The organism is Prevotella sp. C561 (assembly GCF_000224595.1).
GTDB classification, from domain to species: Bacteria; Bacteroidota; Bacteroidia; order Bacteroidales; family Bacteroidaceae; genus Prevotella; species Prevotella jejuni.
Genome location: NZ_JH114140.1, coordinates 153,187 through 169,837, shown reverse-complemented (window position 1 = coordinate 169,837; position 16,651 = coordinate 153,187). Strand labels below are relative to the sequence as shown.

The following is a 16,651-nucleotide window of genomic DNA, read 5'->3' as shown; positions in this document are numbered from 1 at the left end:
AAAATCCCCTCTTATATGACTTAACAAATGAATTCATATAAGAGGGGGAATATTAAAGACTTTTACTGCTGAACGCCAGCAATAGCTGCAGCTTCTAATGTCTCAGGAGCTTGTGCACCCTTTACGAAATAGTAGCAACCGTAAAGTGGGTAAGCCCAAGAGCTCTTCTGCTCTTTAAGAACATCAAGCTTCTTAGCTGTCTCAAGATATGAAATAGCCTTATTGTAAACATCGTTGAACTGAGCACGTGCTGCTGGTGACAATACACCCTTCACAGATGCTACACGATCCTGTGCCTTATAGAACCAGCACTGACCGATAGATGCATTGATAGCAATCTTTGCATTATCATCCTTTACCAATGCTAAAGCCTTAGTAAGGTAGTCAGCAGCCTTCTCATATTCCTTCTTCTGACTTGCGAACTGACCAAGCATTACCAACGCACCATAGCTATTAGGATTCTTTGCAAGTGCAGCATTTACAATTTCCTCTGCCTTGTTCTGCATACCAAGTGAGCTATAGATAGATGTTAAAGTTGTCAATACGGCGTCATTCTCTGGGTCCTGAGCATAGATACCAGCAAGCTTATCAGCATAAGCAACAGAGTCCTGACGAGTCTTCAGCTGTGCACCCATGATAGCCAACTGCAACTGCTTAGCATCCTTACTACGATCCTTGCTCTTTACAGCGTATTCAGCATACTTCTCAGCTTTCTTGTAGTCCTTATTCTGATAAGCATAATAAGTTGCGAAATAAGCAATCTCATTCAAGTTCTCATCCTTAGACTTATCAAACTTAGAGAACATTGGTTCATCAGCAGAGTCTACGTAACGAGCAAGATACTTATAAGCATTTGCATCGTCCTTAGCACCCTGATAGAAGATACCACCATTAATCAACTGTCCACGAAGTGGGTAGAGCTGATCAGCAATATCTGTATACTTAGGCTTAATCTTACCCTTTGCATTAGGCATATTGTCATACTTGACTACTTCCTCAGCAGCATCGAAAGCCTGACCTACAGCCTCATAGAGACCTTTCTCATCAACAGCTTTGTTACCTTCCTTACCCATTTGCTGGTTAGTTTGGTTCTCAAGCTGAATACCCTGCTCTGCACTTACCTTCTTCATAGCAAGTTGATAGAGCTTGTCATAAGCCTTTGCCTTCTCAGCATTGTCTGTAAGCTGTCCGAGGTTAGCCTTAACGAGCTCAGCAGCTTCTGCGTAGCTTTGTGCCTTAAGGATTGCCTTCAGTGGCTCGCTGTCGCCAGCGAATGCAGCAGATGTACTGAGTAACATCAATGCTGCGAACATTAACTTCTTCATATTAGTAATCTTTATTAAAAGGTTTATAATCATGTATTAATTTTGAATTCATTCTTATGATTACTGCTGTCTCCTATAATCTTGGTACAAGTAACCTGTCAACTTTTCAACTTGTCGACAGGTCAACTCATCATCTTACTCGAAATCAACAGGTGTCACCTCTGTATTATCTGCTACGGATGATGCGTCTCCCTTGATATCCTCATCAGTGTTTGGAAGGTCTTCACGACTATCATCCTCAACCTGTGACTCCATCTCTGAACTCATCACCTTACATACAGATGCGATAACATCATTCTTTTTAGCGAGGTTTATCAGACGTACACCTTGTGTTGCACGACCCATTACACGGCATTCAGCAACCGACATACGAATAACAATACCACTCTTGTTGATAATCATCAAGTCGTTATCATCGGTAACGTTCTTGATAGCAACAAGTTTACCAGTCTTATCCGTAATATTCAGCGTCTTAACACCCTTACCGCCACGATTGGTCAATCGATAATCCTCAACCTGTGAGCGCTTTCCGTAACCTTCTTCAGATACTACCATAACCGTCTCGTTAATAGGGTCATTAACAACAATCATACCAACAACTTCGTCTTGCCCATCTTCGTCCAAACGCATACCACGTACACCTGTAGACACACGGCCCATTGTACGGATATTTGACTCATCGAAACGACAAGCACGACCATTGCGGTCAGCGATGATAAGTTCGTTATGACCATTTGTCAGACGAACGTCTACAACCTCATCACCCTCATTGATATTGATAGCTATCACACCATTGGTACGAGGACGTGAATAAGCACGGAGAGAAGTCTTCTTAACGATACCCTGCTTTGTAGCAAATACTACGTAGTGAGAATCAAGGAACTCATCATTATCCAAGCCCTGAATACGCAAGAATGCGTTAACAGAATCGCCTGGCTCAAGTGAAAGCATATTCTGAATAGCACGTCCCTTTGAGTTCTTATCGCCCTCAGGGATGTCATAACACTTCATCCAATAGCAGCGTCCCTTACGAGTAAAGAACAACATCGTTTGATGCATTGTTGCTGGATAGATATATTCGGTGAAGTCTTTCTCGCGTGTGCGAGCACCCTTAGAACCTACACCACCACGAGCCTGCTCCTTAAAGTCTGCAAGCGGTGTGCGCTTGATATAACCAAGGTGGCTGATAGTAATAACAACAGGGTCATTAGGATAGAAGTCCTCAGCATTAAACTCATGCTCATCAGGGATAATCTCTGTACGACGGTCATCGCCATACTTCTCCTTAACCTCCTGCAACTCTTCCTTCATTACTTCCTTACAACGCTCAGGGTTATTAAGAATCTCCTCCAAATCCTTAATGGTTTGCATGAGTTCCTCAAACTCCTGATGCAACTGGTCAAGACGCAGACCTGTAAGCTGTGACAAACGCATATCAACGATAGCTCTTGATTGAAGCTCATCGAAGTCAAAACGTTTCTCAAGGTTTCTTTGTGCCTCTGAAGGTGTCTTGCTGGCACGAATAATACGTACAACCTCATCAATATTGTCACAAGCCTTAATCAGTGCCTCTAAGATATGTGCACGTTCCTGTGCTTTCTTCAAGTCGAATTGTGCACGGCGGATTGTGACATCGTGACGATGCTCAACAAAGTATTTAATGCACTCACGAAGGCTCAATAGACGTGGACGACCCGCTACCAAGGCGATACAATTTACAGAGAAAGAACTCTGCAATGCTGTCATCTTGAAGAGCTTATTCAGAATGACGTTTGCATTGGCATCACGCTTCACATCAACAACGATACGCATACCCTGACGGCCTGTTTCATCATTGACATTAGAGATACCCTCAATCTTACCTTCCTTTACGAGGTCAGCGATATATTCGATAAGCTGCTGCTTGTTGACTCCGTAAGGAATTTCTGTCACAACAATCTTATCGTGGCTCTCATCGCTCTCAATCTCAGCCTTGGCACGCATAATGACACGGCCACGGCCAGTCTCATAGGCATCTTTTACGCCTTGAAGACCATAAATATATGCACCTGTTGGGAAGTCTGGAGCAGGAATAAACTCCATCAAACCATCAGTAGAAATCTCTGGATTGTCAATATAAGCACAACATCCATCAATAACTTCGCCAAGATTATGCGTAGGAATATTTGTTGCCATACCCACAGCGATACCATTACCACCATTTACAAGCAGGTTAGGAATCTTTGTAGGCATCACAGCTGGTTCGCGCAGCGTATCGTCGAAGTTGTTGACCATGTCAACCGTATCCTTCTCGATATCGTCCATAACGTGCTCACCCATCTTTGAAAGGCGGCACTCAGTATAACGCATCGCAGCAGCAGAGTCACCATCGACAGAACCAAAGTTACCCTGTCCATCAACCAACTTGTAGCGCATATTCCAGTCCTGCCCCATACGCACAAGCGCACCGTAAACAGAAGAGTCACCATGTGGGTGATACTTACCAAGTACCTCACCGACAACGCGGGCACACTTCTTGTAAGGCTGGTTGCTAAAGTTACCGATACCACGCATACCGAAGAGGATACGGCGGTGAACAGGCTTAAAACCGTCACGAACATCAGGGAGGGCACGTGCCACAATCACCGACATTGAGTAGTCGATGTAGGAGCTTTTCATCTCCTCCTCGATGTTGATCTTCATAATTCTGTCCTGATCAATTGTCTGATTTTCGTCCATTATATATTTTTTCTGTTATAAATTTCTATCACTTTAACGAGCTCTTCTTTGAAAGACTAAAATTGCCCACAATAGCCTTTATTTCCTTTCTGAGCCGTTTTCGCACTTTTTCAAGGTGTAAAGATACGAACATTTTTTGATACCACAAAGGGCTTATAACGAAAAAATGTTATCAAGACCTATTATTTTGAAGTGTTTATTTCTTTTTAGGATTTACATTAAATCGCCATGACAGGGACAACATTACATATCGTGGAATACTATTATTCCATGTTTCTGTTCTTCCTTGTGCGTTCATTAAGTATTGAGTATTAGAGAGCTGACGGAGCATATCAAAGCCTTGCAACTTAACTAAAAGTTTCTTATTAATGAAACTGCGACTAAGTTGTGCATTCCATATCCAGTCGGTAGTATTCATCTCTGAGAGCTGATAACCACGGCGAGCAAACATTGTTAGGTCGGTTGTTAATTGTAGTTTCCAAGGCAAAGTTATTTGCACATTCATACCTATATTATAATCTCCTGCATGAATATTATTAAATCCCTCACGCTGGCTCTTTATAAGATAATATGTACCTCCGCCATGAAGTGTGAACTCATAGTTGTCATCGGGACGATAATTAAGTTTCAAGATGTTACTTATCTTCCAGTTATTTACAATACTTCGTTGACTTTGTGTAGCCCCTTGTACCATTGCCATGTCAACGTTATGATTATAGTTAAAGGATGCTTGATTATCAATACTTAATTTCTCTTTTTTATCCAGCGGACGGGTATATCCTATTCCTAAATCAATGCGATAATTACCATTTACACTAATAGGCTGAACGGTTGAAACACCTGTTTGTTTATCAAATACAAGACTATAAGCCACAGCATTATCCGTCTGATGATAACCCGTATTAATGTTAAGGCGACTATGTTTCTTTCCCTCAAATGTCTTACCACCTTCTATGTCATAATAATGAATATTACGAAGCTGCGTATTGCCTAATATAATATTCATAGGATTGCTGTCATCACGATAATTAACCATTGTTGTGAGGTCAGGGAATTCAGAATTCATCTTAGCTTTTATCTCCCATGCGTTACCCTTTAACCATATATTAGGTTCAAAGAATATGCTCTGTCGAGACACATCATGTCGTCCCATGCGTTGATAATAAAGGTTGGCATGAGCTATACGAACAGGCAGATTGACACTTAGCTCACACTTCAAGAGTTTACTATGCAAGTCTCTATAGCAGAAGTTAAATTGATGACTATTTTGATACTCAGTAAAGTGATAAGTATTCCCATTATCAAGGACTGTAGCCAAGATGCTTGTGGCAGAGGGCAATCTATCGAACAAACTACTATCACGTCCAGAAATCTTATCAAGACGATAGAGTGGATTATCCGTTTTTATATAAGAATATGCGTAATTATACTCAGGTTGTAAGCTGATATTTCTAAAAGCCCAATTATAACTGATACCAGCTGACAACTTAAGGTTTTGATTAAGGCGGTTTATATATTGATTACGATAATCACGTGGAAGGCTATGCTGTTGATAGGTCAAATCCTGTAGAGAAAAGGTCTTTTGCGTGTTACGGTTATAATTGATTCCAAAGTTCCACCTAATCATATCAGCAATAATGCTGATACCATTTCTATTTTGAAGATTAAAATCAACATTCCTCGATTCAAGGCTATTTGCCGATAGCATACGGTTAAGTAGTGATTGATTATCAGAAGTCTCAATACTACTATTATTTAAGCCATGACTATGGGTATATGAAAAAGAAAGGTTATTAATCGTATAATATTCGTCTTTTTGGATACATAAATTGCTGCCCGCTGACCAATTATCAGAACTTCCTAACGACTTATACCTGCTATGCTGATATGAATCTCCACCATACAAGAATGTTTGTTTAGACGAGTGAGATTCGTCATCAGTATTTGTATGATTCCAAAGGCTACTAATATCGAACCAAGAAAAATCATTTCCTAAAAAGCGCATATATTGAGCACCAACCGTTTTAGTTGTCTGCAATCCACTCCCTACATCTTGTGGGCTCCACTCACCATTAAGTGCTGCTCGCTGATTGTCGTTAAGGTTGTTGCTATTGGCAAATATTCCGATGCGTTCTTTGTCAGAGAACTTTATGGCTAAGCCACGTAGCTTATATCTGTTGTTCGAACCAGCACCAGCTTCAACGTTACCCATATATCCTACGGCATACTCCTTCTTCAGCTTTACATCCATCACATAGTTCTTGTCGCCCATATCACGTCCTGCCAACTTTGAAGCTGCTCCCGACTTGTTAAAAACTTTGATTTTATTAACCGTATAGGCAGGTAGATTCTCCAATGCCAGCATTGGGTTTCCACTGAAAAACTCTCGTCCGTTGACTAAAAGGCTTTGAATATACTTGCCATTGACGAATATTTGCCCATCTTTGGTCAGTCGTGCGCCTGGCAACTTGCTAATTAGTGCATCAAGCATGCTCCCCTCTGCAAGGTTGAAAGCATCAGCATTATAAACAATCGTATCGCCTGCAACAACCATCTTAACCTTTGTAGCCTTTACGGTCACTTCTGCCAATTCGTGCGCCTTTGCCAATCGTATAGGCTTTACAGATACAAAAAACTCACGCTTACTCCTCAATACACAGCGCATATAGCCGTCCTCATACCCCTCAGCACTTGCACGTACGATGTAATTCCCGACTTTTGTCAAGTGTTCAAAGCGGTAGAATCCTGCATATTCTTCAGCCTCTGCAGGATAGGTAATCGTACTATCAATGACCACACTGTCTGATGTCATCAGGTAAACTTTGGTACTTGGCACTCCAGCTCCCGTCATGTTATCAAGCACTCGCCCTTGAACAGGGATTGCGTCGTCTTTTGCATGTACATTACTGCAGCAAAATAATAACATTAACAACAAAAGTAGTCCGTTTCTCATAAGATGTTTTTAGATTTATATTATATCAATGATAAAGATTGTTTAATGTGTTTACAAAGTTAAGTAATATCCTACAGAAAACGAAGAAAGTGAATGTAAAATACTAAAATAACGATTACATTTTAGGTATAGAATAGATTATTAAATCCCAATACCTTCTTCGTACAGAAACAGAAAGCATGCAAGAATGTTAATATTTTTCCTCTATTCCAAATGTACTAAGGCTTAACTACAGTCGAACTAAGCCTTTATTGCCATCTAAAAGACGCCCTTTTAGCATGTTGTTAACGCCTTTCTTAACTCTTGTTAGGCGTCTTCTCCAACGCCATCTATAACTATCTAAGAACGAGATAGTTGTAAGAAAAAATTAAAAACATATTTTTCATTTCCCAACCCAACTACCCGCAAAATAATGTAAATATATTTTATTACATTCAACAAATAAGGTAGTTCTTTTACTCCAAGTAAAAGAAAGCCTACAATAGCAAACTTAGTTATGGAGTTCTAAAACATATATATCCGACCACACCGTTACATCAACAATCACAGAACTACCCTCTCGCTGAAAACGAAGAATATTACTCGTATGCTTCATGGGTTGTAGTCGATAGCCATGCAATTGAAGTCCAGAGATAAAAACATGGTAATATTCCTTGTTCCAAAAGACGACTTGTAATGCTCCTCTCCTATCGTCAATGATTGCTATACTCGAATTATCCTTCTTTGCAAAGAGTCGATAAAAAGGCTGTTTCACTTGATTGAATTCGCCGTTTGGACCGACATGCCATCCCCAAAGCTGACGAGCATCGTCATTCACCAGCTCAGTCGGTATTCGCCTAAATCCGTATTTGCTAAAAAGAAAAGGTGCTATTGCCCTTTTACCCTTCTGCACCTGATATTGTAACAGGTCTAATATAGGGACTTGGAGCAAAGGAAGATTCCCCTGTGCAAGGCTGCACAGAGGAATCAATAAAAGGATGAAAAGACTTAAAACTGTCCGTTTCATGATAATTCTTCTAACTCTTTGAGCCAATTTGTAGACATAGCGTCTGAAGGCATTCTCCAGTCGCCACGTGGAGAAAGGCTCACGCTGCCAACCTTTGGTCCGTCAGGTAAGCACGAACGCTTAAACTGCTGTGAGAAAAATCTACGATAGAAGAGGCGTAACCAATGTAGAATAACATCATCAGTATAAACACCACGGAAGGCATTCTGTGCCATCCAATAGATTTTAGAAGGACGGAAACCACAGCGAAGAACATAATAAAGGAAGAAATCATGAAGCTCGTATGGACCGACAAGGTCTTCTGTCTTCTGTGCTATATCTCCCTTATTATCAGCTGGTGTCAACTCTGGTGAGATTGGCGTGTCTACAATATCAATCAAAGTCTGACCTACTGTCTTATCTTTTGCAGTATCAGCTGCATAACGAACAAGATACTGTATCAGCGTCTTTGGTATGCTACAGTTAACAGCATACATACTCATGTGGTCGCCATTATAGGTACACCAGCCCAAAGCTAACTCACTAAGGTCGCCTGTACCAATAACAAGTCCATTCAACTGATTACTCAAATCCATCAAAATCTGCGTACGCTCACGTGCCTGCGCATTCTCGTATGTTGAGTCATGAACATTGGCATCATGGCCTATATCTTCAAAGTGCTGCAAGACAGAAGCCTTAATATCAATTTCTCGTATTGTTATTCCAAGACGTTCCATGAGTAACATTGCATTTTTGTAGGTACGCCCAGTAGTTCCAAAACCTGGCATAGTGACACCCACAATACCCTTACGATCAAGCCCAAGTCTATCGAACGTCTTGACAACTACAAGTAAAGCAAGGGTAGAATCAAGTCCACCACTGATACCAATGACTGCCGTCTTACAATTTGTATGTACTAATCGTTTCGCTAAACCACTAATTTGAATATTGTAAATCTCATCGCAAGCATCCTTTATGTTCTCTGACTTGGGAATGAAAGGATGCTTATCAAACTCACGTGTCAGCACAAAGTCGCGCATAGGATTAAGTGGTGGCATACATTCAACATGGATACCCAACTTACCGATTTGTCCTGTAATACCGACAAGTCCAGAAGCAACAGGACGCTGCGCATTGACAAATGTACTATTAGTGCGACGTTCTCCACGCAGACGTTCGATATCAATTTCAGATATAACTAACTGTGGATCAATCTGAAAACGCTTCGCTTGTTTTAGGAGTGTACCATTTTCATAGATTAAAGCATTACCCCCAAAGACAACATCCTGTGTACTTTCACCAAAACCACTACTGCTATAGACATACCCGCTGATGGTGCGTGCGCTCTGTTGAGACAAAAGATTCTTTAAGTAATCATGCTTACCTATAAGGTCATCACTCGTTGACAGGTTAAAGATAATCTCAGCACCAGCCAAAGCAAGATGATTACTTGGCGGGGTTGGAGCCCATACATCTTCGCAAATCTCAATAGAGAAGGTCACACCTTCTGATGTGCGGAAAAGCTGTAGTTCGGGTGTTACGAGGATATTACTCCCTGCAAAGTGAATATGCTGTGGACGTAAATCCTGTGAGGAAGCAAACCATCGCTTCTCATAGAACTCACTGTAATTAGGAAGGAATGTCTTTGCAACGATTCCAAGTAGTTTACCCTGCTGTATCACGATTGCACAGTTAAGTAGCAGCGGACCAACAGTAACGGGTGCACCCACAATGACTGTTATATCTAACTGGCGTGTAAATTCAAGTAATCTAAGGACAGATTGTTCGGCATCATCCAACAATAACTGTTGTTGAAATAGGTCTTGACAAGAATAACCCGTCAATGACAATTCTGGGAAAACAATAATCTCTACACCCTGTCCATCAGCAACGGCAATCTGCTTCTCAGTCTCTATGAGATTAAACTTCGTATCAGCAACCTTCACCGCTGGGATAGCTGCGGCAACCTTTATAAGTCCATTTTTCATATAAAAAACTAATTTATTTAATTGTCACTTGGGTAGCTCCGTAGCCATACTCACGGAAAGAAGCATCCTGATAAGAATAATGCTTGTATTTATAGTTGAGCTCATGGATGATAGCATGGCGCAAAACACCTTCGCCCTTGCCATGAATAAAGATGAGTTTCTTACCACGCTGCCCCTTATACTGGTCGAGTGTACGACGGAAAACATCCAATTGATATTCAAGAATATCGGCTGAGGTCATACCAACTGTCGTCTCAAGCAACTCATCAGCATGAAGATCTATGATAATCTTATCATCGTTAAGAATCTGCTTCGCAGGCTTCTTACGCTCAACTTTGTAACGTTTAGCAAGTTCCTCAGTCTTTTTGTCAATCTCTTCTTCAGAAAGACGACTTGGAGAAGAATATTCCACTTTCAGTTTCTCGGTAGCCTCGTCCTCTGCTTTCCTTGTCAGAGGTTCTAACATCGGATGCTGTGCTGGCTTGTCTTTCTCTATTAACGTGTATATCAAAGCTGGTTGTTCAAAGAATACACTCTCGTGGAAAGTATTGAGCTTATAGAACTTCACGGCATCAATCTTAACTTGAAGATCGCAAGTAGGCTTGAGGGTGAAAGGCTTATCCTTCTTATAACTCTGAAGCTGAACACAGCCCTGTAACATGTTATTGAGGTCGGCAAGTGTGAAATCCTCTATGAGTAACTTCATATTAGGTTCTAACTCACCAACAGCTTTCAGTACCCACTTCTCTTCTTGTTTCAATGCGTAAGAGAAATGAACATAGTAATTTGAATCATTGACGAGGTAAGACTTGAAGTGTGTCGTCGTAAGATTCTTTATATCAGTAGGAGTGAAAGCCAAATAGACAGACAACTCATCACCACCAACACGCTCTTTTACTGGGGCTTCAAAATTAATTGAAGGGTCATCATTAAGCTCAATGTCAGCATCGACATCACGCCAATTCTCCCCTACCTCCTCTTCTTCTGCTCCCACAGCTGTCAATCGTTGCTTAATGCTGCGATTATCCTCACCTTTCTCCATCTTACGTTGCTGCTGGTCGATACGCAGCTTGGCACGATCGGTTGCAGCATCTTCAACGACAACAACCTCATTGACAGGCGTTGGAATCTGAAAGCCATCTTCATCTTCAACCAACACTATCTTTCCTTTGAAACCAGCAATGATTCCACCGCCCGTAGAGCTCAGAAATCTAACTTTATCTCCTATTTTCATCTTTGACCTATCATTAAAGTTTATTGGGATTGACACATCTATCTACATTAAAAAGTTTAATTGCGTCTTCTCCCTATTGAGTATTATTTATTGAGCACACACCTCCTAATATATCTTACCAGTGGAAATAATGCACTCGATCATTTGGAATGGTACCTCAAAATCTTATATTCACCTTATTATATTAAGGTATAAGTAAAGAGGAGTCACCATAACTTAAGAAACGAAAATCATGACTAAGTGCATAGTCATAGACCTTACGCCAATCACCTTTTAGGAATGCACTTACCAAAAGTAGCAGTGTGGATTGTGGTTGATGGAAATTAGTTACAAGTGCTTTGACTATCTTGTATGAATATCCTGGCGCTATGATAATCTGTGTGCTTGAGTGAAGTGCGTTCAATCCGTCCCTGTCTAAATAAGTAAGTAAGTTCCTTATAGCTTCATCAACAGATACAGCTTTGCCATTCACCTCGACCAGTCCTTCTTCATTATGTGGTAAATCGTATGGTTCCCACTGATTAACGTGGAGGTCCTTCTCAGCCATATCGGGAGCTGACACAAGTTTCACACCCATGTAATAAAGGCTTTCAAGAGTTCTGACGCTTGTTGTTCCAACAGCAATAGCATTGCAATTATGCTGTAAAAGTTTCTCTAAGGTTTGTCGACGAACAACTACATACTCCGTGTGCATACTATGTCCCTCTATCTCGTGGCTCTTTACAGGTTTGAAAGTACCTGCACCCACGTGGAGTGTGAGTTCTTCACGGTCAATACCATGCTCGTCCAAAGCATTTAACACCTTATCTGTAAAATGAAGTCCAGCCGTAGGTGCTGCTACAGAACCTTTAATCTTTGAATAAACCGTCTGATAGGTTTCCTTATCACTCTCCTCTGTCGCACGATTAAGATACGGAGGGATAGGTAATTCGCCTACGGCTTCAAGGATTTCAGCAAATGAGATGTTAGCATTATCCCACTCAAAATGAATCCAGTGATTAGTACCACCTGCCTGCTCATGCACCTTGCTGCGGTCCATAGTTGCAGTGAGGGTCAACTTATGTCCTTTGATTTCAAACGCACGCTTTAATGCCCCTTCCTTCCATTTCTTAAGGTTGCCAACCATACAAAGCCACGCACACTCGTGATTAGTTTGGAACATCAATTCATAATCTGTTGGCTGTGCTGGCTCCATAAGGAATACCTCTATAAGTGCTCCTGTTTCCTTGCGAAAGTGCATACGTGCCTGAATGACTTTCGTATTGTTGAAAACCATTAATGCACCTTTAGGCAAATATTCAGGAAGATTATAGAAAATGTCCTCCGATACTTCACCATGTTTATAAAGCAACAGCTTACTATGGTCGCGCTCTGTTAATGGAAACTTAGCGATGCGCTCATCGGGGAGTGGGTAGTTATAATCAGTAATGCAAATATGTTTTGTATCTTCAGACATAATTTAATTTATATAGATAAGACGGCACGAAATGCCGCATAAATGAATGACAATATAAGTACACAGATAACAACGTCTATATCTGCGAAGCTATAACCTGTTCGCGTATATTTCGTAGAGATATAGTGTAACTTATCACTAAACCGAATATACATGCGAAGGTATAAAAAATAAATGAGAACAGCGACACTTGATCCAAATATCATACCTACAAGTACATCTGAAGGGTAATGGACTCCAAGATAAGGACGGGTTAGTGATACGATAATACTCCACACTATCATCAAGATAGAAAAGATACGGTCACGTACTAATAAACTGAAAAAAACAGCAAGAACAAATGCGTTTGCCGTATGAGAAGAGAAGAAGCTGTAGCCATCGGCCACGTAATGGTTTACGGAAACAACTATCCCTTGTAAATCAGGACTATTAAGCGGTCGTGCCCTTGCTATAAGTGGTTTGACAATACCAAGATTGGTGCCATTCACTATGAAAAGACCTAATGCAACAGTACCAATAATAAGCATTATCTTCTGCCAATTCTCATTATTCTTTATAACCAGATAAAGTAAAGACGCATAAAGAGGAATCCACGTGTAAGCAGACGTCAACGTGAGCACAAAAGAGTCAAGAAAGATATTCTCACCTCCATTGAATGCGAGTAAAATTGACTTATCAAATGTCTGTAAAGCGTCTAAATTCATCCTTCGATTAAAACAAATATTAACTGACAACAGACTTAAATAGCCTCAACATTATCAGCCTTAATCCAGCCTTGACGACCATCACTTAATTTGATTTCAGTCCATTGACTCATGCTATTATCTATGATTCTCACTTTCGATCCTTCATGGAGAATAAAGGAGTCAGCAGATTTCTGATCGGGCATCTTTCTAACAACAGCAGAAGGCGACATGATAATACCATGGGTTTCTGAGTCTAATAGATATACCTGTTGTATAGCAAAGAAAGTATTGATAAGGAAGAAGAAAAAGAACAAAGGCAGTACTATCTTAGATAACTTTCTAAGAATTTCTATATCAACAAATAAATAAACAACAAGTGCCACAATAGAAATAAACAGACAAACAAGACTAAGATAAGCCCAGCTATCTATACTAAAGAGATTAACCAATGCCTTATACCAAGTAACAAAAATCATCTCAGACTCAGGAGTTAAATTGTCTATTGTCTTAGACTGCGCTAACTGAAGATTGAAACGAATATCTTCATCACTTGGGGCAAGACGTTGTGCACGCTCATAAGATAATACAGCGTGAGGAATATTATCAAGTCGATAATAGCAGTTACCAAGGTTATAATATAAAGCGGCAGACTCTCCCTGCTTTAATAATTTCTCATAACCCTTCACTGCTTGTACATAATTTCCTTTCTGATAGAGATTATCTACATCTGACTTAGTCTGCGCAGAAAGCTGCGCAGAGAAGAAGAACGACAGACAGAAGAGTAAAGGCAAAAAGAGGAATGCTTTTTTCTTTGAGGATTTCAATTTCTTAATAGCTTCTTCCATATCTGCAATAGCCTTCATTGCAACAGTTAGAGTACGTTTCATATTACCTTTTTCGTCTCCTGGAGCATAACGCTCAAACTCACATTCATCAATAGCGGAGATATAATTATCTATTACTTCCTTTGCTATATCTATCTTACTAAATTGTTCACTCAAATTCTCTCGTGACAAATGTTCTACCGGCAGATTTAGCTTATCACTCGCATAACCCCATAAAGTTTGTAATACCTCATCATAGAAATCAAGGTTCTTATTCTTTAACATCAAGAGCTCAGCAGCACGTAAACGACTGGAAGCTATACGATTTGCGTTCTTACCACGCTTAAAAACCATATCTACACGATAAGCAAAACGTTTACGATAGTAGAAAGACAAACCACCACCTATACTTAACAGTAGAATTAGAATAATATAATATACTGTAGAACCGAAGAATAAATTACCAATATTGTCAAGAGTGCTGTCACCCTTCTTCAAAGGTAATATGTCTTCATTAGGCAAATCAACAGACAGAATATCTTTTGAGGAACCATCACCTCGAGATACAACCAAGTCCATTGGCTCAGTCTGTAACGTAATATACTTTTTTTGTGATAAGTCATAATAACAGAACTTTACAGGAGGAATAGCTACAAGACCTTCTTGATGAGGTATTACAACCTGATCATAAATCATGTTTCCTTCAGCTCCCTTTGTAGTAAGCTGAGTTTTGTCTGTTACCTTAACATCATAAGATTCAACTCCCTTAGGAATTTGAATAATAGGCTGCTTAATTAGTTTCAAGTTGCCTGCTCCACTGACAACAACACGAATAGTAATTGGATTGCCAGCTTTAACTTCCTTCTTATTTAATTGTGCCGAGAGATTGAAATGTCCAACACCACCTGAAAAATTAGCAGGACGATTAGGTAAAGGAAGAACCTTTATAGCTAATTCTGGCGCTACGACATCTTTCTTGAAACTTGTACTCCCTCCATCGATGCCAAAAGCTTCAAAAGGATTGAAACTATTTGGTACCTGAATGACACCATGGAAAGTCAAAGGAGGAACCTTTAATGTACCCGTCATTTGTGGATACATAACATACTGACTCCAAGTGACACAGTTGTACACACGTTTTCCTATACGTTCTTTATGGAAAGTCTTTTGTTGTGGTAAATCTATTTCTTGTACATGAAATCCCGCCAAATCGGGCATTTTACCAATAAGCTGACGTAAGTTCTTTGTTGTATATACCTTATATGTAAGTAAGACTGGCTCCTGCTCATATACAGTGGTCTTATTTGCACTTACCTTGATGAATAAGTCCTTAGCTGTTACCTTTGAAGCAGCTGAACGAGAATCACTTCGCGTATCATAATATCCATTACTCATAGAGCCATGAGACCCTGTAGTAGCCATAATCTTTACAGGTGTTGAAGCTAATTCCTGACCATTCACAAAGATATGTGCAGGACCAATACTTACGCTACCTTTCTTTGTAGCTACAAATACGTATGTGAATGATACAGAAGATGAACTACTTGCATGTCCATCAATAAATTGATAATTGGATTGTGATGAAGTTGCCGGCCCAAATACTTTTTCAACACCGCTTGACAATCTTCCCAACTGAAATCTACGTACATCTTGAGTATATACAACATATTCAACTTGGAACTCCTCTCCAACAGTTACTTGTTTAGGTGCAGCTACTCGTACTCGTTGTGCTTGTAAGAAACAAACACTCATGAGAGAGAATAATAAAAATATATATCGTTTCATATTTCCAATATTACCAGTTTTTATCAAGTTTTCTATCAGAAGGCTGACGCATGGCTTTTGATAAACGCTCTTGAGTCTCTTTCTCTTGTTGCTTAACAGCATTAAGAAGCTGCTCAGCATTCTCTTTACTCATATCTTGCTTATCTTTCTGCTGATTATTCTTTTTCTGATTGTTCTTTTGATTCTTATTCTGAGACTGCTTCTTCTTATCTTTATCCTTATTTGATTTATTCTTCTTATCGTTTGATGATTGTTGCTTCTGCTTTTGTTGCTTCTGCTTTTGTTTACACAACTCAAGGTTATATCGTGCGTTATTGTGGTTTGGATTATGACGTAACGCATTTTTATAAGCCTCTATCGCCTTTGTGTAGTCTTTTTCGTTTTGGAAGATAGTTCCTAAGTTATTGTAACTACTTGACTGACGAATAGGATCCTTCTCTAACTTTGCTGCAGCTTCATAAAACTTCTTTGCTTCTGCGTTCTTCTTTTGTTCTTGTAGGCTTCGGCCTAAATTATAATTAGCTATAGCATTGTTGACATCCTTATCTACTGCTTTGCGATAAAGTATCTCAGATTGAGCATACTTCTTTGAGGAAAAGAGTCTATTCCCTTCCCTTATCAGTTGATTAGATGTTTGTCCATTCATTTCAACAAACATCATCAACAAGCATACTATGATATAAAGTCGTTTTGTCAT

The 16,651-nt window shown here is 39.9% G+C and carries 10 protein-coding genes; all 10 read right to left on the bottom strand.

Going from position 1 to position 16,651, the window contains the following annotated elements:
• Positions 1-62 precede the first annotated feature (62 nt).
• The 10 genes from HMPREF0666_RS02215 to HMPREF0666_RS02170 all read right to left on the bottom strand — a co-directional run bounded on the left by HMPREF0666_RS02215 (position 63) and on the right by HMPREF0666_RS02170 (position 16,651).
• Positions 63-1,325 (bottom strand): hypothetical protein, encoded by a 1,263-nt coding sequence (locus tag HMPREF0666_RS02215; RefSeq protein WP_009010671.1) that lies wholly within the window; start codon positions 1,323-1,325, stop codon positions 63-65.
• A gap of 135 nt (positions 1,326-1,460) precedes the next feature.
• Entirely contained in the window at positions 1,461-4,043 is a 2,583-nt protein-coding gene (gene gyrA / locus HMPREF0666_RS02210) for a DNA gyrase subunit A (RefSeq protein WP_009010670.1), read from the bottom strand.
• 196 nt (positions 4,044-4,239) lie between these two features.
• Complete coding sequence (locus HMPREF0666_RS02205) at positions 4,240-6,996, bottom strand: outer membrane beta-barrel protein (protein WP_009010669.1); 2,757 nt, start codon at positions 6,994-6,996, stop codon at positions 4,240-4,242.
• Positions 6,997-7,486: 490 nt separating this feature from the next.
• A complete protein-coding gene (locus tag HMPREF0666_RS02200) occupies positions 7,487-8,002 on the bottom strand; it encodes a hypothetical protein (protein WP_009010668.1) in 516 nt (171 codons plus the stop codon).
• Entirely contained in the window at positions 7,999-9,969 is a 1,971-nt protein-coding gene (locus tag HMPREF0666_RS02195; RefSeq protein ID WP_009010667.1) for an NAD(+) synthase, read from the bottom strand. Before HMPREF0666_RS02195 ends, HMPREF0666_RS02200 begins: the two co-directional genes overlap by 4 nt.
• Before the next feature lie 13 nt (positions 9,970-9,982).
• Positions 9,983-11,203 (bottom strand): DUF2027 domain-containing protein, encoded by a 1,221-nt coding sequence (locus HMPREF0666_RS02190; protein WP_042855893.1) that lies wholly within the window; start codon positions 11,201-11,203, stop codon positions 9,983-9,985.
• Positions 11,204-11,387: 184 nt separating this feature from the next.
• Positions 11,388-12,659, bottom strand: coding sequence for an S-adenosylmethionine:tRNA ribosyltransferase-isomerase (locus HMPREF0666_RS02185; RefSeq protein WP_009010665.1), 1,272 nt, complete (start codon positions 12,657-12,659; stop codon positions 11,388-11,390).
• Positions 12,660-12,667: 8 nt separating this feature from the next.
• Complete coding sequence (locus HMPREF0666_RS02180) at positions 12,668-13,363, bottom strand: phosphatase PAP2 family protein (protein ID WP_009010664.1); 696 nt, start codon at positions 13,361-13,363, stop codon at positions 12,668-12,670.
• Positions 13,364-13,398: 35 nt separating this feature from the next.
• Positions 13,399-15,954 carry a BatD family protein gene (locus HMPREF0666_RS02175; RefSeq protein ID WP_009010663.1) on the bottom strand — a complete coding sequence of 852 codons (2,556 nt, stop codon included), beginning with the start codon at positions 15,952-15,954 and terminating at the stop codon, positions 13,399-13,401.
• Between the two features lie 10 nt (positions 15,955-15,964).
• Positions 15,965-16,651: a tetratricopeptide repeat protein gene (locus HMPREF0666_RS02170; RefSeq protein WP_009010662.1), complete on the bottom strand. Its 687-nt coding sequence runs from the start codon at positions 16,649-16,651 to the stop codon at positions 15,965-15,967.

Coding starts and splice junctions, on each gene's coding strand:
- HMPREF0666_RS02215 (WP_009010671.1), bottom strand. CDS start 1,325: ATGAAGAAGTTAATGTTCGCAGCATTGATGTTACTCAGTACATCTGCT.
- gyrA (WP_009010670.1), bottom strand. CDS start 4,043: ATGGACGAAAATCAGACAATTGATCAGGACAGAATTATGAAGATCAAC.
- HMPREF0666_RS02205 (WP_009010669.1), bottom strand. CDS start 6,996: ATGAGAAACGGACTACTTTTGTTGTTAATGTTATTATTTTGCTGCAGT.
- HMPREF0666_RS02200 (WP_009010668.1), bottom strand. CDS start 8,002: ATGAAACGGACAGTTTTAAGTCTTTTCATCCTTTTATTGATTCCTCTG.
- HMPREF0666_RS02195 (WP_009010667.1), bottom strand. CDS start 9,969: ATGAAAAATGGACTTATAAAGGTTGCCGCAGCTATCCCAGCGGTGAAG.
- HMPREF0666_RS02190 (WP_042855893.1), bottom strand. CDS start 11,203: ATGAAAATAGGAGATAAAGTTAGATTTCTGAGCTCTACGGGCGGTGGA.
- HMPREF0666_RS02185 (WP_009010665.1), bottom strand. CDS start 12,659: ATGTCTGAAGATACAAAACATATTTGCATTACTGATTATAACTACCCA.
- HMPREF0666_RS02180 (WP_009010664.1), bottom strand. CDS start 13,363: ATGAATTTAGACGCTTTACAGACATTTGATAAGTCAATTTTACTCGCA.
- HMPREF0666_RS02175 (WP_009010663.1), bottom strand. CDS start 15,954: ATGAAACGATATATATTTTTATTATTCTCTCTCATGAGTGTTTGTTTC.
- HMPREF0666_RS02170 (WP_009010662.1), bottom strand. CDS start 16,651: ATGACAAAACGACTTTATATCATAGTATGCTTGTTGATGATGTTTGTT.